At 39.4% G+C, this 25,389-nt stretch carries 21 protein-coding genes; all 21 read right to left on the bottom strand.

What is annotated here, in order from left to right:
• Nucleotides 1-119: 119 nt before the first annotated feature.
• Complete coding sequence (hprK, locus tag ABU914_RS00205) at nt 120-1,055, bottom strand: HPr(Ser) kinase/phosphatase (protein ID WP_379667739.1); 936 nt, start codon at nt 1,053-1,055, stop codon at nt 120-122.
• Between the two features lie 458 nt (nt 1,056-1,513).
• Complete coding sequence (locus ABU914_RS00200) at nt 1,514-1,879, bottom strand: phage holin family protein (protein WP_379667738.1); 366 nt, start codon at nt 1,877-1,879, stop codon at nt 1,514-1,516.
• Nucleotide 1,880: 1 nt separating this feature from the next.
• Entirely contained in the window at nt 1,881-2,981 is a 1,101-nt protein-coding gene (locus ABU914_RS00195; protein WP_379667737.1) for an SHOCT-like domain-containing protein, read from the bottom strand.
• A gap of 14 nt (nt 2,982-2,995) precedes the next feature.
• Entirely contained in the window at nt 2,996-5,860 is a 2,865-nt protein-coding gene (uvrA, locus tag ABU914_RS00190) for an excinuclease ABC subunit UvrA (RefSeq protein WP_379667736.1), read from the bottom strand.
• 88 nt (nt 5,861-5,948) lie between these two features.
• Nucleotides 5,949-7,934, bottom strand: coding sequence for an excinuclease ABC subunit UvrB (gene uvrB, locus ABU914_RS00185; protein ID WP_379667735.1), 1,986 nt, complete (start codon nt 7,932-7,934; stop codon nt 5,949-5,951).
• 121 nt (nt 7,935-8,055) lie between these two features.
• The gene (locus ABU914_RS00180) at nt 8,056-9,255 is read right to left on the bottom strand and encodes a hypothetical protein (protein ID WP_379667734.1); all 1,200 of its coding nucleotides are present in this window, start codon (nt 9,253-9,255) and stop codon (nt 8,056-8,058) included.
• A 271-nt stretch (nt 9,256-9,526) separates the two neighbouring features.
• A complete protein-coding gene (locus tag ABU914_RS00175) occupies nt 9,527-10,972 on the bottom strand; it encodes a S41 family peptidase (RefSeq protein ID WP_379667733.1) in 1,446 nt (481 codons plus the stop codon).
• A 129-nt stretch (nt 10,973-11,101) separates the two neighbouring features.
• Entirely contained in the window at nt 11,102-12,283 is a 1,182-nt protein-coding gene (locus ABU914_RS00170) for a murein hydrolase activator EnvC family protein (protein WP_379667732.1), read from the bottom strand.
• Between the two features lie 66 nt (nt 12,284-12,349).
• A complete protein-coding gene (locus tag ABU914_RS00165; RefSeq protein WP_379667731.1) occupies nt 12,350-13,645 on the bottom strand; it encodes a murein hydrolase activator EnvC family protein in 1,296 nt (431 codons plus the stop codon).
• A gap of 17 nt (nt 13,646-13,662) precedes the next feature.
• Nucleotides 13,663-14,556: a permease-like cell division protein FtsX gene (gene ftsX / locus ABU914_RS00160; RefSeq protein ID WP_379667730.1), complete on the bottom strand. Its 894-nt coding sequence runs from the start codon at nt 14,554-14,556 to the stop codon at nt 13,663-13,665.
• Nucleotides 14,546-15,232 carry a cell division ATP-binding protein FtsE gene (gene ftsE / locus ABU914_RS00155; protein ID WP_379667729.1) on the bottom strand — a complete coding sequence of 229 codons (687 nt, stop codon included), beginning with the start codon at nt 15,230-15,232 and terminating at the stop codon, nt 14,546-14,548. The genes ftsX and ftsE overlap by 11 nt, the downstream gene beginning before the upstream one ends.
• 324 nt (nt 15,233-15,556) lie before the next feature.
• Complete coding sequence (locus ABU914_RS00150) at nt 15,557-15,973, bottom strand: c-type cytochrome (RefSeq protein ID WP_379667728.1); 417 nt, start codon at nt 15,971-15,973, stop codon at nt 15,557-15,559.
• A 157-nt stretch (nt 15,974-16,130) separates the two neighbouring features.
• Nucleotides 16,131-17,232 (bottom strand): peptide chain release factor 2 gene (gene prfB, locus ABU914_RS00145; RefSeq protein WP_379667727.1). Its coding sequence is split into 2 segments (ribosomal slippage): nt 16,131-17,159 and nt 17,161-17,232, totalling 1,101 coding nucleotides; the frame shifts between segments, so codons are not numbered across the junction.
• Between the two features lie 263 nt (nt 17,233-17,495).
• Nucleotides 17,496-20,006 (bottom strand): preprotein translocase subunit SecA, encoded by a 2,511-nt coding sequence (gene secA, locus ABU914_RS00140; protein WP_379667726.1) that lies wholly within the window; start codon nt 20,004-20,006, stop codon nt 17,496-17,498.
• A 154-nt stretch (nt 20,007-20,160) separates the two neighbouring features.
• Nucleotides 20,161-20,700 (bottom strand): ribosome hibernation-promoting factor, HPF/YfiA family, encoded by a 540-nt coding sequence (gene hpf / locus ABU914_RS00135; protein WP_379667725.1) that lies wholly within the window; start codon nt 20,698-20,700, stop codon nt 20,161-20,163.
• A 500-nt stretch (nt 20,701-21,200) separates the two neighbouring features.
• Complete coding sequence (locus ABU914_RS00130; protein ID WP_379667724.1) at nt 21,201-21,398, bottom strand: cold shock domain-containing protein; 198 nt, start codon at nt 21,396-21,398, stop codon at nt 21,201-21,203.
• A gap of 108 nt (nt 21,399-21,506) precedes the next feature.
• The gene (fliT, locus tag ABU914_RS00125; RefSeq protein WP_379667723.1) at nt 21,507-21,854 is read right to left on the bottom strand and encodes a flagellar protein FliT; all 348 of its coding nucleotides are present in this window, start codon (nt 21,852-21,854) and stop codon (nt 21,507-21,509) included.
• Entirely contained in the window at nt 21,854-22,255 is a 402-nt protein-coding gene (gene fliS / locus ABU914_RS00120; RefSeq protein ID WP_379667722.1) for a flagellar export chaperone FliS, read from the bottom strand. Before fliS ends, fliT begins: the two co-directional genes overlap by 1 nt.
• Nucleotides 22,256-22,275: 20 nt before the next feature.
• Entirely contained in the window at nt 22,276-23,790 is a 1,515-nt protein-coding gene (locus ABU914_RS00115) for a flagellar hook-associated protein 2 (protein ID WP_379667885.1), read from the bottom strand.
• Between the two features lie 17 nt (nt 23,791-23,807).
• Nucleotides 23,808-24,164, bottom strand: a complete 357-nt coding sequence (flaG, locus tag ABU914_RS00110) for a flagellar protein FlaG (protein WP_379667721.1) — start codon at nt 24,162-24,164, stop codon at nt 23,808-23,810.
• A 151-nt stretch (nt 24,165-24,315) separates the two neighbouring features.
• Nucleotides 24,316-25,047: a CAP domain-containing protein gene (locus tag ABU914_RS00105; RefSeq protein WP_379667720.1), complete on the bottom strand. Its 732-nt coding sequence runs from the start codon at nt 25,045-25,047 to the stop codon at nt 24,316-24,318.
• Between the last annotated feature and the right edge of the window lie 342 nt (nt 25,048-25,389).

The following is a 25,389-nucleotide window of genomic DNA, read 5'->3' as shown; positions in this document are numbered from 1 at the left end:
TCTAGACTGATGATATCAGACCATTTAGCTAAAGCCAATCGAAATTCATCTCCCACCTACTCATTAGGCTATTGCCCTGCACATTCCTTGGGGATGGGAGACTTCTTTCGGAAATTAAGTTAAAAGTCGTCAAATGTCCCATCGTCAATCACATCTGAAAGACGATCAGAAAATTGTTGTGCTGCATTGACACCCATTCGTTTCAAACGGAAATTCATCGCTGCAACTTCAACGATGACCGAAAGGTTCCGTCCAGGTCGAACAGGTATCGTTAATTTTGTCAATTCTGTATCTAAAATTTTCATACGATCTTCATCAAGACCTAGACGATCGTATTGCTTTTTCGGATCCCAAGCTTCGAGATGAACGACGAGTGAGATTTTTTTCGATGGACGAATCGCTCCCGCACCAAATAGGGTCATCACATTAATAATCCCGACACCACGAATTTCAAGTAAATGTCGAATTAATTCCGGTGCACTTCCGACAAGTGTATTGTCCTGCTCTTGACGAATTTCAACTGAATCATCGGCAACAAGTTGGTGTCCACGCTTCACGAGTTCGAGTGCTGTTTCACTTTTACCGACTCCACTTGATCCTGTAATTAATACACCGATACCGTTAATATCTACGAGTACGCCATGAACCGCAGTCGTCGGAGCTAATCTGCTTTCTAAAAAATTCGTCAATTTACTTGACAAACGAGTGGTCGTCATATTCGCCCGCATGACGGGAACAGCTTTTTCATTCGAAGCTTCTATTAACTCTTTTGGAGCTTCTAAATCACGTGTTAAAATAACTCCAGGTGTTTCATCGTTACAAATTTTATTCATTCGATCTCGTTTCACATGATCCGCAAGCGTATTAAAAAAATAAAGCTCTGAGCGTCCGAGTAACTGCAACCGCTCCGCTGGATAATATGTAAAAAAACCCGCTAATTCAATTCCAGGTCGTGAAATGTCACTCGTAATGATCGGACGATGAAGTCCATCTTCGCCGCTAATCAGCTCTAATTGAAATCTCTCAAGCAAGTCTTCTGTCCGTACCTTTGCCAAAGCACATTTCCTCCTCGTCCAATTCACTCTTTTTCATTTTAACAGGTTTAAGAGCGAACTACACCTTTCATTTTATTTTAACAATGAATCGTGAAAAGAAAAAACGCCTAGTGAAAGGCGTTAAAGCAATACGATGACCATTAGAGTAAATATTAATGAAACGCAAACAAAGAACACCACGTTCAAACAATCAATGATAACCGTATGAAATGTCCAAACTAATGCTTATTTGATCATGGTAACGTTAAGCACTCGTCCTACTAGACATTCTGTACGTCGGAGTATGCAAATCATACTTTGATTTAACTGACGCTGGCTAAGTCTGCCACGTCCTTTGGCAACGTCTGCGCTAATACATCGTGTACGTACACCGGAAAAACTCGAATCGAACAACCACTTTCATGAGAGTACAAGCGAGACGAGCAACAAAGAATGAAAGCGTTTGTCAACAGGCTGAGCTATCTTCTTCTTTGCAAAGGCTCAATAATAATCTTTTGAATCGCCATATTTAGCAGTGATATAACGATTGCGGCGAGGAGAGCTGCACCAAAACTATCAATTACAAATAGATCTCCCATTAACGCTGACGTCATCATAAGTGTTGCTGCATTAATGACAATTAAAAAGAAACCGAGTGTTAAGACAGTAACAGGTAGCGTTAAAATGACGAGGATAGGCTTTACAATTACGTTCATAATCGAAAGAATGACACTTGCAAGCAGTGCCGCTCCAATTCCATCTAAATGAAAGGAGGGGAAATACCCAGCAACGACGAGCAAGATGACACTATTCACAATTAACGAAAGGATCCAGTTTCGAAACATGTTATCCCTCCTGCTCTGCCACGGTGATCGAACCCGTCTTCGTACTCGCTTCTAACGTTAGTACCTGATCGGCTTTTTTATTTGACACGAATTTTAATCGTCGTTGCGCGAGTTCTTTTTTCTCATGTAAGATTTCAAATGAATGCAGATTACAATGAACGCTTCCGATCGATGAAGATAGTTCGCCGTTCACTTGGAGATGAGCTGGAACAACGACCGTAATTCCACTCGTCGTTGATTTTAAAGATGCATGGCCTTCACTTAGTAAATGCGTTGTAATCGAACCAGAAAAACTTTCCGCCTCAAAATCACGAAACGAGCCAGTCGCTTCAATTGCCCCATTAATCGTTTCCGCCTCAAGGAGACTCGTTTCTCCGCTCACTGTAATCGTACCGTTACCCGTTTCAAATTCAGCTTTTTTAGCAAATATTTGTGGAAATGTCACACTTCCATTTACTGTTTTTGCTTTCAGTTCTTGTGAATGGATTGACTTGCCGACCATACTTCCATTGAATAGCTTACATTCAACACATTCGTACATTTTTTCAGGAATGTTGATCGTTGCATTTATTTTCAGATCACGAGCATCACACGTAAATAAAAGCGTTTCATCAACAATGTCGAAATGAACCTCATTTAAAAATCGTTGTCTCGCTTCTTCATTGTTTCGAACGCGATACACTTTCACATCACAATCAATTTGCACATAGTTGTCTTTCCAAGGGATGAGTTCGATCGATCCATTTTTAATATTTAGTTTCAATTCACGAAAATGATCCGTGTCATCTTGAAAAATATGATTCACTTGTTCATGCGATCCAAAATTAAGATCAAAATCAACGTCTTTTATTTTTTGAATAACATTATCGATGTATTGCGATATTTTAAAACCGCTAGACTGTTGTTTATACGACTGTTTTCGTTCATCCCATCGTTCCCAATCGACAAATTCAGATGGCGTTAACGCTTCATCTCGATCTGAATGATCGTCTTTTTGCTTCTCCGCTTTTTCGTTCAATACGTTTAAAAGCCGTTCCGCTTCCTCCACCGAAATTTTTCCGTCTTCTACCATTTTTAAGACCATTTTACGTTCTTCACTCATCATTCCCACCCCTTTTATGATTTCGTTACGTTCAATCTCGCTTCCGTCCGCTTGCGATCACGTTTTAAAATAGGTGCGAGATATTGACCCGTATAAGATTTTTTCACTTCAGCGACTTCTTCTGGCGTTCCGGTCGCAACGATCGTTCCGCCTTTGTCGCCACCTTCAGGACCTAGATCAATAATATAATCAGCCGTTTTAATGACATCGAGGTTGTGCTCAATAATAAGCACGGTATCGCCATTATCGACGAGCCGCTGTATCACTTTTAGCAAACGTGCAATATCGTCAGCGTGCAAGCCTGTCGTCGGTTCATCTAAAATGTATACTGTCTTTCCATTCGAACGACGATGAAGTTGGCTAGCCAGTTTGACTCGTTGCGCTTCTCCACCCGATAATGTCGTTGCAGGCTGACCAAGTGTAATATAGCTTAGACCGACATCAAATAGCGTCTGTAGCTTTCGTTTAATTTTCGGGATATTCGTAAAAAACTCCAATGCTTCTTCTACCGTCATACTTAAGACATCAGCAATGTTTTTCCCTTTATACACCACTTCTAACGTTTCACGGTTGTATCGTTTTCCGTGACACACTTCACACGGAACGTAAACGTCCGGAAGAAAGTGCATCTCAATTTTTATGATGCCATCCCCGCGACACGCTTCACAGCGTCCCCCCTTCACGTTAAAACTAAAACGACCTTTTTTATAGCCTCTCACTTTCGCTTCATTCGTCTCCGAAAACACATCACGTATGTCATCAAATACGCCCGTATATGTTGCAGGATTGGAACGCGGAGTTCGTCCGATTGGGGATTGATCAATGTCAATAACTTTCTCAAGCTCTTCCAAACCTTTTATATGCTTATGCTTGCCTGGTTTTACTTTTGCTCGGTTTAAGGATTGCGCCAATTTTTTATATAAAATTTCATTAATGAGCGTGCTTTTTCCTGAACCTGATACACCGGTAATGCATGTAAAGACACCGAGCGGGATTTTGACATCAATTTTTTTCAAATTGTTTTCAGCAGCACCTTTAATTTCAAGAAATCGTTTCGTTTCTTTACGACGTTCAACAGGAATCGGAATGAATTTTTTTCCTGATAAATATTGTCCTGTAAGTGATTCGTCATGCTCAATAATTTCTGCGGGTGTCCCTGCTGCTATAATTTGACCCCCATGGGCACCAGCGCCTGGGCCAATATCGATAATGTAATCAGCAGCCATCATCGTATCTTCGTCATGTTCAACGACAATGAGTGTATTTCCGAGATTTCGCATCTCTTCAAGTGCAGAAATTAATCGATCGTTATCACGTTGATGAAGCCCGATGGACGGTTCATCTAATACGTAAAGGACACCCATTAATCGTGAACCAACTTGAGTTGCAAGCCGAATGCGCTGTGCCTCTCCACCTGACAATGTCCCTGCCGAACGACTTAACGTTAAGTATTCAAGTCCAACGTTTTGTAAAAAGCCGAGTCGGTCTAAAATTTCGCGAAAGATAAGCTGTCCAATCGCTTTTTCTTTCTCAGAAAGCGTTAAATGACTAAAAAACTCAAACGCCTCATTAATTGATAAGTCTGTCACTTCTCCGATATGTCGCTTGTTAATTTTAACAGCAAGTGCTTCTTTTTTTAGTCGGTACCCTTTGCAAGATGGACATGGCTTTTCGGTCATATACCCTTCCATTTGATCACGAATAAAATCAGACGTCGTATCTTTATAACGTCTTTCAATGTTTCGAACGACACCTTCGAAAACGATATTGTTCTCACGAACTTGACCGAACTCACTCTCATAGCGAAAATAAATGAGCTCCCCGTTACTTCCGTATAAAATTTTGTCAAGTTGCTCTTTCGGTATATCTTTTACTGGCACATCCATATCGATGTCATAATGATCGCAGACTGCTTTCAGAAGTTGCGGATAAAATTGCGAGCTCGTCGGTTTCCATGCCGCAATCGCATGTTCATTTAATGTTAAATCGGGGTTCGGTATGATGAGATCAACATCAACTTCAAGCTGCTGTCCGAGCCCATCACACGTTGAACAAGCACCAAAAGGACTGTTAAAACTAAACAGTCGTGGCTCTAAATCTCCAATTGTAAAACCACAATGCGGACATGCATGGTGTTGATTAAAAAGCAATTCCTCCTCGCCAATCACATCGACAATGACACGACCGTCTGTCAACTCTAATGCCGTCTCAAGTGAATCAGCTAGACGCGTTTCAATTCCCTCTTTCACGACGATGCGGTCGACAACAACTTCAATCGAATGCTTTTTATTTTTATCAAGTGAAATTTCATTAGAGATTTCATGCATTTCTCCATTTACACGAATACGTACGAAGCCTTGCTTTTTAATCTCTTCAAAAACTTTCACGTGCTCACCTTTTCGGCCAGAAACGACAGGCGCTAAAATTTGTAGCCGCGTTCTTTCCGGAAATACCATCACCCGATCAACCATCTGTTCAACTGTTTGTGAAGTAATTTCAACACCGTGTTTTGGACAAATCGGGCGACCGATACGTGCATATAGCAAACGCAAATAATCATAAATTTCTGTTACAGTTCCAACGGTTGAACGCGGATTCCGACTCGTCGTCTTCTGATCGATCGAAATCGCAGGTGATAATCCTTCAATCGAATCGACGTCTGGTTTATCCATCTGACCGAGAAACTGTCGTGCATACGCGGATAATGATTCTACGTAACGCCGTTGACCTTCCGCGTAAATCGTATCAAACGCAAGCGAAGACTTTCCGGATCCTGATAATCCTGTTACAACGACGAGCTGATCGCGAGGAATTTCGACATCAATATTTTTTAAATTGTGGACGCGGGCACCTTTAACAACGATCTTGTCTACTGCCATCTACTCCATCCTTCCTATTCAATTACAACGTTCTCCACTAAAACGACGCAAATTTTTCCGTTAAAGCTTCTTTTAAACAAACGTTTGATTAAGTCGATCGTTCTGCTTGTAATTCTAACATTAAATCGCGAAGCTCTGCCGCACGTTCAAACTGCAAATCTCGAGCCGCTTGCTTCATTTCTTTCTCTAACGATTGAATGAGCGTCTCTCGTTCCTTTTTTGACATTTTTGTTAATGATTTTTCTGTCGTGTACGTTTCCAATTCTTCAGCAACTTTAGTCGCCCGGATGACGTCACGTATTTCTTTTTGAATCGTTTGCGGTGTAATGCCATGCTTTTCGTTAAATGCTTCTTGAATCGTCCGACGACGCTTCGTTTCTGAAATCGCTACGTCCATCGACCTTGTTATCGTATCCGCATACAAAATAACGTGCCCATTCGCGTTCCGTGCCGCTCGTCCAATAGTTTGAATAAGCGATTGTTCGGAACGGAGAAAACCTTCTTTATCCGCATCGAGAATTGCAACGAGTGAAACTTCAGGTATATCAAGACCTTCTCTAAGCAAGTTAATCCCGACGAGAACATCAAACACACCGAGCCTTAAATCACGAATAATTTCAATCCGCTCTAACGTTTTAATTTCAGAGTGCAAATACCGAACTTTAATATCCATTTCAGTTAAATAGTCGGTTAAATCTTCCGCCATTTTTTTCGTTAACGTCGTAATAAGCACACGCTCGTCTTTTTTTACGCGCTCCTGAATTTCATCGAGCAAGTCATCGATTTGTCCTTTTGTTTTACGGACATCGATCGTCGGATCTAATAAGCCAGTCGGGCGAATAATTTGTTCGACCATTTCTGGAGTATGTTCACGCTCGAACGGCCCAGGTGTCGCTGAAACGAAAACAGCTTGATTTACCTTTTTCTCAAATTCTTCAAACTGAAGTGGGCGGTTATCCAATGCGGATGGAAGTCGAAATCCATGATCGACAAGCACTTGCTTACGGGCTCGGTCTCCATTATACATACCGCGAATCTGTGGTAATGTCACGTGAGACTCATCAACCATGACGAGCCAATCTTTCGAAAAATAATCGAGTAGCGTGTACGGAGTTGCCCCCGCTTCGCGAAACGTCAAATGTCGGGAATAGTTTTCAATCCCTGAACAAAACCCCATTTCACTCATCATTTCAAGATCATAACGGGTACGTTGTTCGAGACGTTGTGCCTCTAACAATTTGTTTTCTGCTTTTAGCTCTTTCAGCCTTTCCTCTAGTTCTTCTTCAATTCGTTTAATCGCTAACTTCATTTTTTCTTCCCGCGTGACGAAGTGAGACGCTGGAAAAATAGCAACGTGCTCACGTTCACCAAGAATTTCTCCTGTTAACGCATCAACCTCGGTCATCCGATCGATCTCATCTCCAAAAAATTCAATCCGAATACAATGTTCGTCACGTGAAGCTGGAAAAATCTCAACAATATCACCACGAACACGAAACGTCCCCCGTGTAAAATTAACGTCATTCCGCTCATACTGAATATCAACGAGTTCACGTAGTAACTCATTACGATCTTTTTCCATACCGATCCGTAAAGACAAAACAAGCTCTCGATATTCTTCGGGTGAACCTAAACCATAAATACACGAGACACTCGCAACGATGATGACATCTTCCCGTTCAAATAATGCACTCGTCGCGGAATGTCGAAGTTTATCAATTTCATCGTTAATGCTTGCATCTTTTTCAATATACGTATCTGATTGCGGTACATACGCTTCAGGCTGATAATAATCGTAATAGCTCACGAAATATTCAACCGCATTGTTCGGAAAAAACTCTTTAAACTCGCTATACAATTGTCCAGCGAGTGTTTTGTTATGTGCGATAACGAGTGTCGGCTTATTCACTTGTTGAATTACGTTAGACATCGTAAACGTTTTACCCGTTCCCGTCGCTCCGAGTAAAGTTTGATATCGTTTACCCTCTTTTATCCCTTTGACAAGCTTTTCAATGGCTTCAGGCTGGTCACCAGCAGGTTTATAGTTAGACACAAGCTCAAATTGATTACTCACAACGAACCCTCTCTATTTCCGTTTAATTTAATCTAATTATAACACGAATACATAGTGTAATAACACTATAACGAACTGATATTCGGTATCTAAAATAAGGAAAACCTGAGATTGAGATTTCTCAGGCTTCTTCTGCTTCACTATATTTGGCACGCGGCTTATCCACAAACAATAAGCCAAGTGCATGATGCTCATTTTCGTACAGGGCCCGCTGTTCAAAACGAAGTTCCCCGTGTTCATCCAAGACATCGAGTTTAAAAAATGTCGGGCTTGTTTGCAACGCTTCATAAAATTGAATCGCATTATTCACTTCAATCCCATTCACGCGACGTATTACTTCACCTACCTTTACATTCATGTCTGCAGCTGGGCTTTTAGGAACGATTGCTAAAATTTGCACGCCTTGATTACGTAGCGTATACAATGCTGGTCGACGTGCATTTTGCTTACGTTCGTGAACATATAACGCCACCCGACAAAAACTTAATAAAGCCATTCCGAGAAAAGCTATGACAAGCCAGTCATAAAGAAGTGCAAAAACCGCTAGTGGAAGAGCAACAAAAGCAATGACTGCTAGACGTTTTCCATCTCGCCTCAGTGCTCTAACAGGTAAATCATACGTTTGGAACTGCTCGTAACCGATAAGAAACGGAACAAATATAAATGCAAAAGATTCACCCATTCCGAAAAATGGCCACCACTCTAATCTCTCTAGTCCAGAGCCAGGAATTAATAAAAACGTCGGTACGAGCCAAAGACTCTCGGTCGCAAAACCACCAATCGGTTTTCCGCGCTTGCCTATCACTCTTCTCGGCGATGAGCTTCGTTTTGCTTGAAACATAATGAGCATGGCTTCGGCGATAAGGAAAATAGTCATGAGCAAAAACAAATACGGAAGAAATGCAACTTGAATGCCTTCCATCCAGCGATTCAGCACAGCGTGATTTACTTCCCACTTCGGCATAAAAACAATAATTACAGTTGTAAAAAAAATGACAAATGCTGGAGAGAGAAAACGCGGGCGTAACGTTAAGCCGAATAACATCGTCACCGCCATAAGTAGAACAATAATCCCTTCAGAAAGCATAAGGCCGAGCCCAATAAACAGTCCATACAATATAAATCCAGCAATGAGCCCGGGGATGAGCATTTGATACAAATTAGTGACGACATCATACACGCGTGTATGAAAATGAAGCCGTTCTTTATGGATCCGGCGAAAAGCAAGTACAAACGATAAGATAAATGCCATATAAAAAACAGGATTCATAAATAATCTTAAAAAACCATAGCCGAGTTCTGTCAAAAAAGCGAGTACCATGCCTTAACCTCCAACACCGTAATTCTGTTAGTCAAAACCTACCGAAGCAGTAACGATGTTTTGCTGTCATCGTTCTTTCCATGCACTATTCGTACGGTTCAAGTTACATCGTGTCAAACATATAAAAAATTAGGAAGCGAAGTATTGTTCATGAAAAGAAAAAACTCGCCCCAAATGTTAACTAGGGGCGTTTCTATCATCATATCATATCGCTAATATAACTACTTCGACGACATATTTAAAACTCCTGCATGAACTTCAAAAATAGATTTCATTCAGCAATCAACTCAATCGCAGTTTGTAATTGTGTGTCATTTTCGTGTGTGCGAATTTGCTCAAGAACTTGTTCTTGTAGTTTACTTGCTGTTTCTTCATCAATTTTACCGGTAGTTGGCAAATCAAATGTTTCCTGAAATGCGAGGACTGCTTTTTCCGTTTGCTTGCTAAAGTATCCATCTGTTCGACCTGGAGCAAATCCTAATCCATCAAGCATCAGTTGAGCACTTTTAATTTGTTCATTGTTCATATCATAAGCAAATGGTTCCTCTGTCACGGTCAACGGGCTCGTATAGTAGTAATCTGGCTGACGTACAGGAACTGTTGGCTCAACACCTTTTTCATGAATCCAATTTCCATCTGGTGTTAACCATTTAAACATCGTCAATTTTAACTGACTTCCGTCTCCTAAATTCACTGTTTGTTGTACAGTTCCTTTTCCGAACGAATTCGTACCTACTAAGTCGTATCCCGCATTTTCTTTCAATGCAGCAGCTAAAATTTCGGAAGCTGAAGCACTCCCCTCATCGATTAATCCAACGATCGGGTAAGGTTTTTTCTCTTTAAGTTGTGAAACGGACTGTTTCTTATTTCCTTCACGATCTTCAATCAAAATGTACGGTTTCGTGTTCGGAATAATGAGTTGAGCAATGTCTTCAACACTTTGCAAATAACCTCCTGGATTTCCGCGTACGTCAATGACGAGTCCGTCAATCTTCGTAGCTTCCAGCTTTTTTAATTCTTTTTCAAAATCAGCAGCTGTTTCTTCAGAAAATGATGTGATTTCAATAATTCCGACCGTTTTTCCGTTCACTTCCTGTTGTTCGGCATATACTGTTTCAATCGGAATTTCATCACGTTTTACTTTAATATCAATCGTGTTTGATTGACCCGCTCTTTCAATTCCTAATGTCACGTACGTTCCTTTTTCACCACGAATTTTCAATACGGCTTCATATAAGTCAAGGCCTTCGGTTGGCTCACCATCGATCGTAATCACTTTATCGTTCGGCTTCAAACCAGCTTTCTCAGCTGGAGAGTCTTTGAACGGAGCGACGATCGTTACTTTTCCGTTTTGCATGCTCACTTCCGCGCCAATTCCTTCAAAAGAAGAATCAAGGGATTCTGTGAATTCTTTTACTGTCTCTTGATCCATATAAACAGAATACGGATCTTCGAGTGTACCGATCATTCCTTTAATGGCACCTTCAATGACATCACGATCGTTCACATCTTCTACGTAGTTTTCTCTAATATATTCGTAAGATTTTTTGATTTTTTCTAAATCACGTGCTTGAAGTGACGTTGAATTCCCTTTCGAATCACTACCCGTCGAATATGAGCGATTTTCAAAAAACTCCATCCCTAAATAAGTTCCGCCTGCCCCGACAAGTAAAGAGACAGTGACGAGGACGGTCACGATCTGCCATCTTAGTTTCACTTTTTTCACCCCAATACAAAATTAAAAAAACTCGACATAAAAAAGCATCACACCATCAGATGCGATGCTTTTCTTCTATTCTACTATATGCAAGGCTTGTTTACATTATGTTTTGTCTTACGTTAATTTTTACAAGTGATTGAGTGGGTCTACCGTACTTCCTCCTTTATGAACTTCAAAGTGGAGGTGATTTCCAGTTGATGAACCTGTAGTCCCCATACCTCCAATATGTTGTCCCGCTGAAACTGACTGACCTTTACGAACAGAAATTGAACTTAAATGAGCATATAAAGTTACGTAACCATTCCCATGATCAATTTTTATATAATTTCCATATCCACCTGAATGCCAGCCAGCTGCGGTTACTTTACCAGCAGCTGCAGCACGAATTGGTGTACCGGCTGCATTTGCTATATCAATACCTTTATGAAGTTTTCTTGTTTTATATATAGGATGTATGCGCCAGCCGTATCCAGAAGAAAAGCGACCTGCTGCAGGCCAGAGAAACATGCCAGATGATTTCCTATATGAAACTCCAGTGGATCCACTTGAAGAGGAGCCACTAGAATTCGCTTTAGCTGCAGCGTCTGCCCTCGCTTGAGCTGCTCGTAATTGTTGTTCTAATGCTTTTTCTTCAGCTACATAACCTTTAAACTCCGCATCAAGCACTTCTTCTTCTTCCGCAATTTCTTCTAGCAGTTTTTCTTTTTCCGCCATCTGAGTAATTAAGTCATCTTTTAACTTTTCTAAGTTTGCTAGTTCTTCTTCAATTTGTTTAACGAGTTTTTCAACTTCTGCTTTATTTTCTTCAAGAGCCATTTTATCAGCTTTTTGCTCTTCAATAATCGTACGATCTTGTTCCGCAATGACATTTAAAGCAAGGACACGATCGAGAAAATCTCCGAAACTCTGTGATCCTAGTAATACTTCTAAATAATTGACAGCGCCACCGTTCACATGCATCGATCGAACACGTTCTTTTAACACTGCATCACGTTCGGCAATACGTATTTCGGCTTCCTTTATTTCCTCTTCAAGTCGTTCAATCTCTTTACGATTTTTAACAACTTCATCTTCTTTTTTTACAATTTTATTTGTTGTTTCGGTCATTTGGGAATCAATTTGTGAGACTTCGTTTTTTGCCTTTTTCTTTTGCTCCCGTACATTTGAAAGTTCTTTTTGAGTTTGTTTTTTCTTTTCACGCACATCATTGATAGATTGAGCATTTGCTGTTTCAACACTTGGCGCGACGATAATACTAGAAATAGCAAGTGCCCCTGTTAAAAATCCTATCACTATTTTTCGTTTCATCAAAATTAAATACCCCCAAATTACACTTGTAAAAGTTTTGGTATATGCAATCGCATATTGGTAAATCTAAAAGTACGATTTTGGATTTACAGCCGAACCACGTCCACTATATCCGCCTTTATGTACTTCAAAATGTAAATGAATCCCTGTTCGTCCACTTACTCTACCTGTATTACCCATCTTTCCGATTACGGCACCTTGAGCAACAGATTGACCTGTTTTAACTTTAATGCTACCTGGATCAAGATGAGCGTATAATGTAGCAATTTTTTCACCGTTGGACAATGTGTGAGCAATTATAATATGGTTTCCAAAGCCTCCACCACATGATTTCACACGAGGAGCACATCCAGTTTTAACTCTTACTACAGTGCCTGAGGCCGCAGCACGAATTGGCGGTTTATTTATATTTGAAATATCAATTCCAAAATGTCCATTTCCAAACCCTCTTTGATAAATGCCATGTGTCGGCATAATAAGTTTCCCACTGCTACTAATCGGCTTATTCGATTTTACACTTCTTGGTGAAGGCTTATTCGATTTTACACTTCTTGGTGAAGGCTTATTGACCTTTCCGCCTCCAGTACTTTTAGATTCCTTTTTTCCACCAGACGTTGCCACTTGACTGGCAAAAGCTTTTTCTTGTTCCTTTAACAACCCTGCTATATCTTCTAGTTCCTCGTACTCCGCATGAAGATGCTCTTCTTCTTCTTTAATTTCACTGAGCATGTTTTCTTTTTGGTCAAGCTGTGATGTCAGTTCTTTTTTTAGATCATCTAATTGTTCTTGTTCCGCTTTAATTTGTGCGACGAGCTTTTCAACTTCAGCTTTATTTTCTTCAAGTAAAATTTTGTCTGCTTTTTGTTCTTCGATAATGATCCGATCTTGCTCAGCAATGACATTTAAAGCAAGGACACGGTCAAGAAAATCACCGAAACCCTGTGAACCTAGTAAAACTTCCAAATAATTGATAGCACCGCCATTCACATGCATTGACCGAACGCGTTCTTTTAATAATTCGTCACGTTCGGCGATACGAATTTCAGTTTCTTCGATTTCAACTTCAAGTTCTTCAATTTCATTTTGATTCTTTATAATTTTATCTTGATTTTCCACTATTTTTTTAGTGGTATTTTCAATTTGCTTATTAAACTGGTTAACTTGCTTTTGAATTGCAGCTTTTTCACTTTTAACCTTTGAAAGTTCTGATTGCTTTCGCTTTTTCTTTTCATCATTTTCTACTTTTTTCGTTCGTATTTCACTTAGTGATTGAGCTTCCACAGTTTCAATACTTGGGGCAACGATCACACCAGAAATGGCTAACATTGTAGCTAAAAAACCTGTTAACACTTTTTGTTTCAAGCCTAACCCCCCCATACTTACACTTTTAAAAATTTTCTAATAGACGTTAAGCTTCCCCACACTCCGATGAACACACCGATAAATACTAAAATAAATGTGAGTTGAATAACGAATGGATACACTGGCAATAGGTCGATAAACATCGTCTTCAACTTGGCGTTAAATTCATTAAAAACAAAGTTGTATCCAATAATGAGGACGACAATCGGGATAATTGAGCCTATTAATCCGAGAAGCAAACCTTCTACGAAAAATGGCCAGCGAATAAAAGCATTCGTTGCACCGACTAGTTTCATAATCTCGATTTCTTGTCGTCTTGATAAAATTGTTAGCTTAATTGTGTTCGCAATGAGAAATAAAGCTGTAAAGATCAAGCCAATAATTAGGACAATCCCGACATTACGAGAAACTTCAACAACTTTGAACAGCCTTTCAACCGTCCCTTTTCCATAGCGAACTTCGTCTACAGCTTCGAATGATTCAACTTTCTGTGCCACAACAACTGTATCTTTCGGTATGTTCGTTTTAATCACATACATATCTTGAAGTGGATTTTCATCTTTTAACGATTCAAATGCTTCGCCTTCATCTCCAAGACTGTCAATTAAATTTTCAAGTCCTTGTTCTTTTGTAACAAACGAAACGGACTTTACTTCAGATAACTCTTCGATTTGATTTTTCAGATCATTCACTTGTTGTTCTTCAGCAGAGCGATCTATGTATACCCTCACTTCGACATCGTCTTCAATTTGTGATGCAATTGAATTCATATTTAACAACACGATTAAGAAAACACCTGTAAGTAAAAGCGTAACGGTGACTGCACTAATTGAAGCAAATGTCATCCAGCCATTACGAATTAAACTCTTTATTCCTTCGCGAATATGCCGGGCAATAACCCTAGTCTTCATAGCCGTACTCCCCTTGTTGCTCATCCCTTACGATACGGCCACCGTCAATGGCTACGACCCGCCTTTTTATCGTGTTGACGATTTCTTTGTTATGTGTTGCCATAATGACTGTCGTCCCTCGACTGTTAATATCTTCAAAAATATCCATAATTCCCCACGCTGTTTCAGGGTCTAAATTTCCTGTAGGTTCATCTGCAACGACGAGTGATGGACCGTTAACAATTGAACGAGCGATCGATACTCGTTGCTGTTCACCGCCTGATAATTCATCAGGATACATGCGAGCTTTATTTTTCAATTTAACTAAGTCAAGAACATCCATCACTTTGCGTTTAATGTTTTCAGGCGCTTCTTCAATCACTTCGAGTGCAAATGCAACATTTTCATAGACTGTTAGCTTTGGAAGCAATTTAAAATCTTGGAAGACAACCCCGATTTTTCGACGTAACTTAGGTACATCCCGTTCTTTTAACCTAGTTAAATCGATATTATTAACGACAATTTTTCCTTTCGTAGGTTTTTCTTCACGATATATCATTTTAATAAACGTTGATTTGCCAGCCCCACTTGGACCAACAACATAAACAAAATCACCTTTATCGAGTTTGAAATCAATCCCATTGACGGCCATTACACCATTCGGATATGTTTTCCAAACATCTTTCATTTTAATCAAAACGTATCACTTCCCAAATATTGCGAGTCACTTCATGTATGTACAATGAAATTAAAAACAATTATAGCATTGTTATTCGACTTTTTGAGTCAAAATAACATTACATTTTCATTACAAAAGTAACAATTTTCTACCACTTTTAATAAAAAAGTAAAAAATAGTTATCCATATCATCCTTTTTAGTTCTTTAGTATGTAATTTGTGTGGATTTACAAGATTAACCGGTATTAAAGTTCTATTGTGACTTTGAAGAAAAAAAAGCAGGAAAATGCGAAGAAAGATTTAAAAAAACAGCGCTTAAGTTTTCAGCGCTGTTTTTTTAAATTATTTCTTGTCAGCTAACCAAGCTGCTACGTTTTCAGCTTCGTCACCTTGAAGCATTCCTGGTGGCATGCCAGTTCTTCCATTTAAAATTGCATCAAGGATTTCATCTTCTGAAAGACTTGCACCGATTTTCGTAAGTTCAGGACCACTTATACCTTCTAAGTCACCGCCGTGACAAGATGCACATGATTGTTGATACGAGCTTTCAGCTGCATCTGCATCATAGCTTGTTGCGTCAGTGTCACCGTCGGCACCATCAGTACCTTCATCCTTGTCAGTAGCTCCTTCATCGGTTTGTTCAGTTGTTCCCCCATCATCAGTTCCAGTGTTAGTGTCAGTGTCATCATTGCCACCGCACGCTACAAGCAACAGAGCAAGAGCAAACATACTGAACATCATAAGCCAAGTTTTTTTCACTGTCTTTTCTCCTTTCAATTTTAATCCTAAAATTAATGTTCCCAAGTTTTACTATAACAAAACGTAAAGAGAAAATTTGTATTAAAAATGAAACATTTATAACAAAATGCTAAAATTTAGTGTTACCAATTTACGTTTGAATATTCTAAGACAATGTTTAGCCAATTTGCGAACGTAAATAACTGTTAATGAACTCATCAATCTCGCCGTCCATCACACTTTGGATATTCCCAATCTCAACGTTCGTCCGGTGATCTTTCACCATACTATACGGATGAAACACATACGAACGAATTTGGCTTCCCCAGCCAATCTCTTTTTGATCTCCACGAATTTCAGCCATTTCTCGTTCTTGTTCTTCAATTCGCAATTGATATAACTTCGATTTTAACATTTTCATTGCTTTTTCACGGTTTTTTATTTGCGAACGTTCTGATTGACAACTGACGACCGTATTTGTCGGGGTATGTGTAATTCGAACAGCTGAGTCGGTCGTATTCACGTGTTGACCCCCTGCTCCGCTTGCACGATACGTATCAATTTTTAGTTCATCTAGTTTAATTTCGATTTCAATATCATCATCAAACTCTGGGACAACATTGCATGATACGAATGATGTATGCCGTCTTCCCGACGAGTCGAAAGGCGAAATTCGCACGAGACGGTGCACTCCTTTTTCTGCTTTTAAATAGCCATATGCATTATGACCTTTAATCAGTAAGGTGACGCTCTTTACTCCCGCCTCGTCTCCAGGTAAGTAGTCAAGCATCTCAACTTTAAAGCCTTTTTGCTCCGCCCACCTCGTGTACATTCGCAATAATAATGATGCCCAATCTTGTGACTCTGTTCCACCTGCACCTGGATGCAGTTCTAAAATCGCGTTGTTTTTATCATAAGGACCGCTAAGCAATAGCGAAATCTCATAATCGTTCATCGCGTCGATAAGTGGTTGAAGCTCGCTTTCAAGCTCCGCTCGAAGTTCCTCATCGTCTTCTTCTTTCACTAATTCATAAGACACTTCTAAGTTTTCATATTGTTCTTCTATCGCTTGAAACTGTTCAACCATTTCTTTCAATTCGTTTGATTCATTGATGACCGATTGCGCCTTCTGTTGATCGTCCCAAAAACTTGAGTCTTGCATCACTTTTTCAAGCTCATTTATTTTCGACAGCTTCGCATCGAGGTCAAAGAGACCCCCTAAAGTTCGTTAGTTTTTCTTTCATTTCCGAGAGTTCATTTCGAATTTCTGCTAATTCCATAAATCAACATCCTTTTTACTTTTTTGAGAAATATAAAGATGGGGAAACCGTAAACCTAAATCGAGTTCATTTCATGTCATCCGATCCACGAATCGTGCTACTGTTGCTCGAGCCAAGCAACACGCGCCCTTCGTTTTTTGCACAACATAATCCATTATTTCACTATTTTATTGTTAATACTTGAATTGCTTCACAATTAGCTTCCCCAATTCAATCGCATAATGTCCAATTGCGTTACTTTTAGAGTAACGATTTTAACGACTTTAACGACCGTGACAATGTTTATATTTTTTCCCACTTCCGCATGGGCACGGAGCATTCCTACCTACAGATTCCGCTCTTCTAATTGGCTGACGCTTTGGTTTGCTCGTCTCCTCTTTCGGGTTTACTGCTTGCCCAACTGCGACCGCTTCTCTTTGTATATTTTGTTGAATTTCTGCTTTCATAATATAGCGAGCGACATCTTCTTCAATCGCAGCAACCATTGCTTCAAACATTTCAAAACCTTCAAACTGATATTCACGGAGCGGATCATTTTGTCCGTATGCTCGGAGATGGATCCCTTGACGTAGCTGATCCATGGCATCGATATGATCCATCCATTTGCTATCAACTGCACGAAGCACGATAACTTTTTCAAATTCCCGCATCCGTTCAGGCTCAAAGTGTTCTTCTTTTTCATCGTATTTTTCACGGGCTTTTTCGAATAAAATTTCAACCATTTCTTCAGGATCTTTCCCATATAAATCTTTTTCAGAAATTGCACCTTGTTGGAATAGGTTTGCATTCATGTAATCAGCAATCGCTTGTAAATCCCAGTCTTCTGGCACTTCCTCTTCTGGTGTATGCGTAGCGACCGTACGCTCAATTACGGACTTTATCATATTTTCGGTTACATCACGCAAGTTTTCTGATTCGAGAACCTCTAAACGTTGTTTGTATATAATTTCACGCTGCTGACGCATGACATCATCATATTGGAGCAACTGTTTACGAGCGTCGAAGTTATTACCTTCAACACGCTTTTGTGCTGCTTCAACTGCTCTTGTCACCATGCGACTTTCAATCGGTTGATCTTCATCCATTCCGAGTCGATCCATCATGCCCATCAAATTATCAGATCCGAACCTACGCATAAGTTCGTCTTCCATTGAAATATAAAAACGTGATTCTCCTGGGTCTCCTTGACGTCCTGAACGTCCACGAAGCTGGTTGTCAATTCGACGGCTTTCATGACGTTCCGTTCCTAAGATAAACAAGCCACCTAACTTTGCAACTTCTTCATCAATTTTTATGTCGGTTCCACGTCCTGCCATGTTCGTTGCAATCGTAACGGCACCTTTTTTTCCCGCTTCTTCAATAATTTCTGCTTCTCGTTCATGATTTTTTGCATTCAAGACGTTATGGCGAATGCCTTTCTTTTTCAGCATTTTTGAAATTAATTCAGACGTTTCAACAGCAACTGTCCCGACAAGAACGGGTTGTCCTTTTTTATGGCGTTCAATAAGCTCTTCGATCATCGCCTTATACTTTCCATTCACCGTTTTATAAATTAAGTCTGGGTTATCAATACGTTGGATCGGTTTGTTCGTAGGGATGGCGATCACGTTCATATTGTAAATGTTTCGGAATTCCTCTTCTTCGGTTTTTGCTGTTCCTGTCATCCCTGCAAGCTTTTCATAACGACGGAAATAGTTTTGAAACGTAATCGTCGCAAGCGTCATACTTTCTTTTTGAATTTCCAATCCTTCTTTTGCTTCAATCGCTTGATGGAGTCCGTCACTATACCGTCTACCTTTCATCAACCTGCCTGTAAAAGCATCGACGATTACAACTTCGCCATCTTCCACGACGTAATCTGTGTCACGAAGCATAACGACATGAGCTTTTAATGCTTGATTAATATGATGATTAATTTGCACGTGTTTAATGTCAAATAAATTTTCAATTCCGAAAAAGTTTTCTGCCTTATTAATTCCTTCTTCCGTCAGTTGAACGTTTTTTGTCTTTTCATCATACGTAAAATCTGTATCTTTCGTTAACATTTTAACGAACTGGTTCGCGCGAATGTAAAGATCTGTTGATTTATTCGCAGCACCAGAAATAATAAGCGGTGTTCTAGCTTCATCAATTAAAATAGAGTCAACCTCATCAACAATTGCAAAATGAAGTGGACGTTGGACCATGTCTTCTTTATAGAGCACCATATTGTCACGCAAGTAATCGAACCCAAACTCATTGTTCGTACCATACGTTACGTCAGCTGCATAGGCTTCTTTTTTATCTTCTTTATCTAATCCGCTTATATTAAGACCTACTGTTAAGCCTAAAAATTCGTACAGCTGTCCCATTTGTTCAGCGTCCCGACGAGCTAAATATTCGTTAACAGTAACGACGTGAACCCCTTTTTCTGTTAATGCATTCAAATAGACAGGCATTGTTGCTACAAGTGTTTTTCCTTCCCCTGTCTTCATTTCTGCAATATTTCCTTCGTGAAGCGCGATGCCACCCATCAGTTGAACAAGATATGGAGTCATGCCGAGTACACGGGTTGACGCTTCTCGGACTACGGCAAACGCTTCTTCTATAAGATCATCTATCGTTTCACCTTGTTCGAGTCTCGCTTTAAACTCTTCTGTTTTTGCTCGTAACTCTCCATCAGAGAGCTTCTCCATGTCAGGCGCGAGTTGATCGATGCGTTCGGCTTGCTTTTGTAATCGATTCACTTGTCGATCGTTTGAGCTTGGAAATACTTTTTTCAATAATCCAATCATAGTAAACGCCCCTCAATATATTCTTTTACAATAACATGTTATTCTATCATTTTATCAAGACTGTTTTTGATATACAACAGGCGACCTTTCTTGAGTTTCCATAAAACGTGAAAAAAGCACAGCGAACATTCGCTGCGCTTTTAAATTTTTTCGTTTATTCTGGTTCAATAAGTCCATATTTACCATCTTTGCGGCGGTAAACGACATTTGTATTACTCGTTTCCGCATCTGAAAAGACGAAGAAATTATGTCCAAGCATATCCATTTGTAAAATAGCTTCAGTCACATCCATCGGCTTCAAATTAAACCGTTTTGTTCGAACAACTTGAAAATCATCTTCTTCCTCTGTTTTTGTTTCAATTGCTGTTGAAAACATCTGCTTCACACTGCCATTTTGACGTGCTTTGCGGTTTACTCTCGTTTTGTATTTTCGAACTTGCCGTTCGAGCTTTTCAACAACTAAGTCAATAGCTGCATACATGTCAGCATGTTGTTCTTCAGCCCGAAGTAGCAAACTTTTCATTGGAATGGTTACTTCAATCGATTGGGTTTCATTGTACACTTTTAAATTTACGTGTACTTCTGAATTCGTTGGAGAATCGAAATACCGTTCTAGCTTGCTGATTTTTTTCTCGATGTACTCTCGTAAAGCATCTGTCACTGAAATATTTTCACCGCGAATTGTAAATTTCATCGCTGACTCCTCCTCGCGCAATTTTTCCGCCTTTTGACCTATATCCAGCGGACACAAGAGGGGATCCCCTTGCTAGTTACTATACTTCTTTATTACCCGTCCTTATTCCTTCTTAAACTACGAGAAAAAAATGTCGAAATGATGCCTACTTTCATTATAATTCACCGATTGAAATAAAAAGTGAAAAACTATGAACAAAAAGTGAAACCCTCTTGAAAAAATGTTCATTTTTCAAGAGGGTTTGCTTCAATTACAGTCCTTCTTTCATAAGATCACGTCCAACGATGTTGAACCATATCTTGATAGGTTGTTCAAAAAGCTCAGAAGCGTGCAACTTGTTCTGCACTACTTCCAACGTATTCAAAACGGTACGCTGCGTAGCACAGAACTTGTTCGACTTTCGACACATACATATGAAGTGTGGATCTCGATGTTGCATATTGAGCCAACTTTGTCTTCCGCTATCCTTCTTTTTGAACACACACTTGAAGGGAATGCGATTAAAGCTTTACAACATTTTCAGCTTGTGGACCACGTGCACCTTCGACAATTTCAAATTGGACATCGTCACCTTCATCAAGCGTTTTAAAACCTTCAGCTTGGATTGCGGAATAATGAACAAATACGTCATCTCCATCTTCCCGCTCAATAAAACCAAAACCTTTTTCTGCATTAAACCATTTTACTTTTCCTTGCATGTTTCTTCATACATTCCCTTCACACATTCTTTACTATAAATGTTCACAATTTGTTAACATTTATACATTCACTATAATCAGTTCGAAAAGTGAAGTCAAACAAATCGATTATTTTTTTTTATCAAAATACATTCCATCGACTGCTATGTCTTTGTAAGGATTTGAATAATGCTTTTGACGGCGTTTGTTTCGCTGAAACGTGTCAAGTTCTTTTTTTAAAAAAATAAGCTGTTCTTTTAACTTTTTGTCAACACGTTCGTTTAACGTCACAATCTGTTTGCCGATTTGCTTTTCTTCTTCTGTAAACGTTCCTGGGAAACTGGCGATAAGCGATTGCCGCCTCTCTAACAATTCAGAGATTGTTTCAATGTACGAATCACGGCTGTCTTGAATTCCACTGTTCAAATGATTACTTAGCTGTTCTGTTACATAATGAAGTTGCTTGACGATGCTCATTAGACACGTTCACTTCCGCTATGTTGTGCCTTACGGTTAATAAATACGACTTCTTTCCACGTATCACGAAATTCAACAACATACGATTCAACTTCATCCAAAACCTCTGCATTGTTTTTAATGTTTGCTTCGATTAAACGGCGATTCATGTAATCATACATTTGCATCATTTGTTTCGCAATTGGAATGTCTGTATTTAACGTAACCATTAATTCTGAAATAATGTTTTGCGCTTTTTGGATATTCATGTTTTTATCTTCAAAATTATTTTCTTCCATTGCACGCTTCGCTTGCTTTATAAATTTTAGACATCCGTTATATAGCATAAGCGTCAATTCCCCAGGTGCTGCGGTTGTAACAGAATTATTCTCATAAGCCGCATATGGATTTCTCATTGACATGAACATCACTCCTTCTCGACCTAAAAGCCGCCAAATTGCTCAAATAAAAACATCGATTGTTGATTCGCTTGTTGAATCACTTTTTCCATCGCTGTAAATTGTCGCCAATAACGTTCCTCTACTCTCTTCAGTCGATCTTGCATACGGTCAATTTGTTTGTCGACGTCGATGATGTTTCGCCCAAGCACAAATTGATGGTTCGTCCGCAAACTGTTCCCGGCTCGTTCCTCGATTTGATTCGTCACTTGCTTCATCGAACTACGTAACCGTTCAGCAATCCCTAAATTTGCAGATTCTGTACTTTCCATTCCTCTACTACCGTTAAATAGCTCGTACAACTTCATCGGATCTTCAGCGATTTTTTCCCTTAATTTGTCAGCATTAATTTCTAATTTACCACGCTGCATATAATCATTCATTGGTGAAATACCAAAATCAGATAAAAACAGCTTCGTTCCATCTTCTAGCTCGACACCTGTATACATATCCATTCGCATTTGATTTAACCCGCCAGAAATGATCGAATCACTTCGCAACAATCCGCTTTTTGCTTTCTCTTCCCACATCTCGATTTGCTTTTCAGTCATTTCTTCTTTTTGTTCATCTGTCAGCGGCAGATAATCACGATACTTTGGCTCCATTAACTTGCCGTTGAGTTCATCAATAAGTCTATTATATTCATCGACAAACTTTACGACTGTATCAAAAATGCTATCGACATCCGTAGCTGTCGAAATCGTAACCGGAGTGTCTGTCACATTTTTTAATGTGTATTCCATACCGTTAAGTGTGAATACATTAGACGTGCGTTCTGTAGAATAGCCATTAATTTCAAACTTAGCATTCTTACCAGAATTTTCGCTTCTCAAAATCGTTATCTCTGTGTTATCACTATGTGTTACCGTTGAAAGACCAAATTTTAATTGTTCACTCATAAAATTAATGGTATCTGAATCGGCAAGTTGGATTTCCGCTCCGGCACCAGTTGCATCCATTGTCATGACGAGTTTACCGTTAAATTCATCTTCAAAAATTGTTACTCCAAGTCCAGAACTGTTAAATTTACGCAGGACATCCTGAAATGTATCGTTTTCACCAATTTCTATCGTCACTTCTGTTGATTCTGTTTGGCCTGGTTGTATTACATTAAACGTTAATGTTCTCTCGCCTGAGCTAAAATTATGCCTACCATCCGAAACCCAAACTTCTGAAGTAGCAAGCTGATCAACCTTAATTTGCGCTGAAACGTTCGCGCCTGCATTAATCGCTTTTGCACTCACTGCATTTTCATTGCTTGAAGAAACAGTTTTCTTATTAAAAGTAGACTGACGAAACACGCCATCAAAAATAAGCGTATCAAAATCTTTCAGCAATTTATTGACATCGCGATAGCTGTCGCGTTGCCATTCAAGTGTTTGCTTCTTTTGGAAAAGCTTGTTAAGTGGATACCGTTCGGCATTCATTAATTCTTTTATAATATTCTCAGTATCAAGTCCGCTCGCAAGACCAGCAAAGCGCATTTGATTCACTTGCATCACATTCACCGCTTCCTTTACCCTTTTTTATCCACAAACAGTCCCATAAATTCAGCCATCGCAGCATACATATCCAAAAACTTCTTCGGCGGTATTTCTCGGATGACTTCTTGCGTATCTTTATCAATCAATTCAACGTAGTATTCCTGTAGCTCTTCATGAAACGTAAACTTAATTGACGAATTTAATGGAACTAAAAACTCGTTAACTGCCTCGACTCGCTCTTTTATTCTGTTCCCAAATTGTTCTTGAGACTCTTTCGCTAGTTGCTTTGACCCTTGTTGTGACAAGTCTTTTAATTCTAAGATGCTTTCAGAAATGCGATTCATAGGGCGGATAACATTCGGAACACTTGAAAGTCCTTTTAACTCCATTGCGAAACCCTCCTCATATGTTTCCACAGTTTATTTCTGAAGACTTTTTCATTCGAAATTGCTTCTGTATTCTTTATCGGTTTAAAATTAAAATTGTTTATATGTATGATCAAAAAAAGCCTGCTCCCATAAAAGAACAGGCTACGATCAATTATCCTTTAAATAGTTGTACAAACATTTTTCCATATGGTCCGCCAGCTACAATCCCGATACCAACTTCAGTATAATTTGCGTTTAAAATATTTGCACGGTGACCGTCAGAATTCATTAAAGCGTTGTGTGCTTTTTCAACCGTTTGATTTCCAGCTAGGTTCTCTCCAGCCGTACGGTACGAAATTCCAAATTGTTTCATCATATCAAATGGTGAACCGTATGTCGGAGATTGATGTGAAAAATAATTGTTGTCAATCATATCTTTCGCCTTTACTCGCGCGACTTTTGTCAACTCCAAGTTTGCTTTTAACGGTTGTAAGCCTTGCTTTTGACGCTCTTGATTGACAAGGTTTAACATTTGTTGCTCTTCAGCCGTTAAACCATTGTTCACCTGCTCTTCTTGTTTCGGTTGTTCTTTTTCAGGTGCTGGTGCAGGTGTTGGTGCAGGTGTTGGTGCAGGTGCTGGTTGTTCTTGCTTAGGTTGATCAGGCTGTGGAGCTGGTTGCTTCACTTCATAATCTTGCTTATTTGATTGCTTTTTGTTAGGTTGATAGTCTTTGAATTGGACGTTACACCAATTTTTAAATGAATTCCAGTCTTTAACTGTAACGGAATGATAGTTTACTTTTGTTTGGACTTTCACTTGATTTGCTGCTTCAGCAGTTCCAACTTGCGAGCCGAGCAGCCCGACACCTACTAATGTTGCAATTACGAGATGTTTTATCTTCATGTTGTTACCCTCCTGATGTTTTTAATAGATTTATTTTTGTTTCTACTAAAATCCTAGCATAGAAAAGGAGAGTACAAAGTAAAGATCTCGTTACAAAACGTTTCAATTCATCGGCAACATTTTCATAACTGTGACAAAAGTAACAAAATGACTGCTAAGCATGTCGTTTTATAACAAAGTGATAAAAATATGACAACAGCTTAATTGGAAAAACGTTGAAACAATGGGGATTATCGCCTATTTAATGATAAATATTTTTCGTTCGAAGGAGTTGCTTTGACACTTGTTCAACGATGTTTGACTTAAACTCGTCAACTTCTTTTTCAAGCTTTATTTGCCGTT

The organism is Pueribacillus sp. YX66, from assembly GCF_041725775.1.
Classification (GTDB): Bacteria; Bacillota; Bacilli; order Bacillales; family UBA6769; genus Pueribacillus.
The sequence above is the reverse complement of the archived record's forward strand: the minus strand, read 5'-3'. Positions and strand labels throughout refer to the sequence as shown.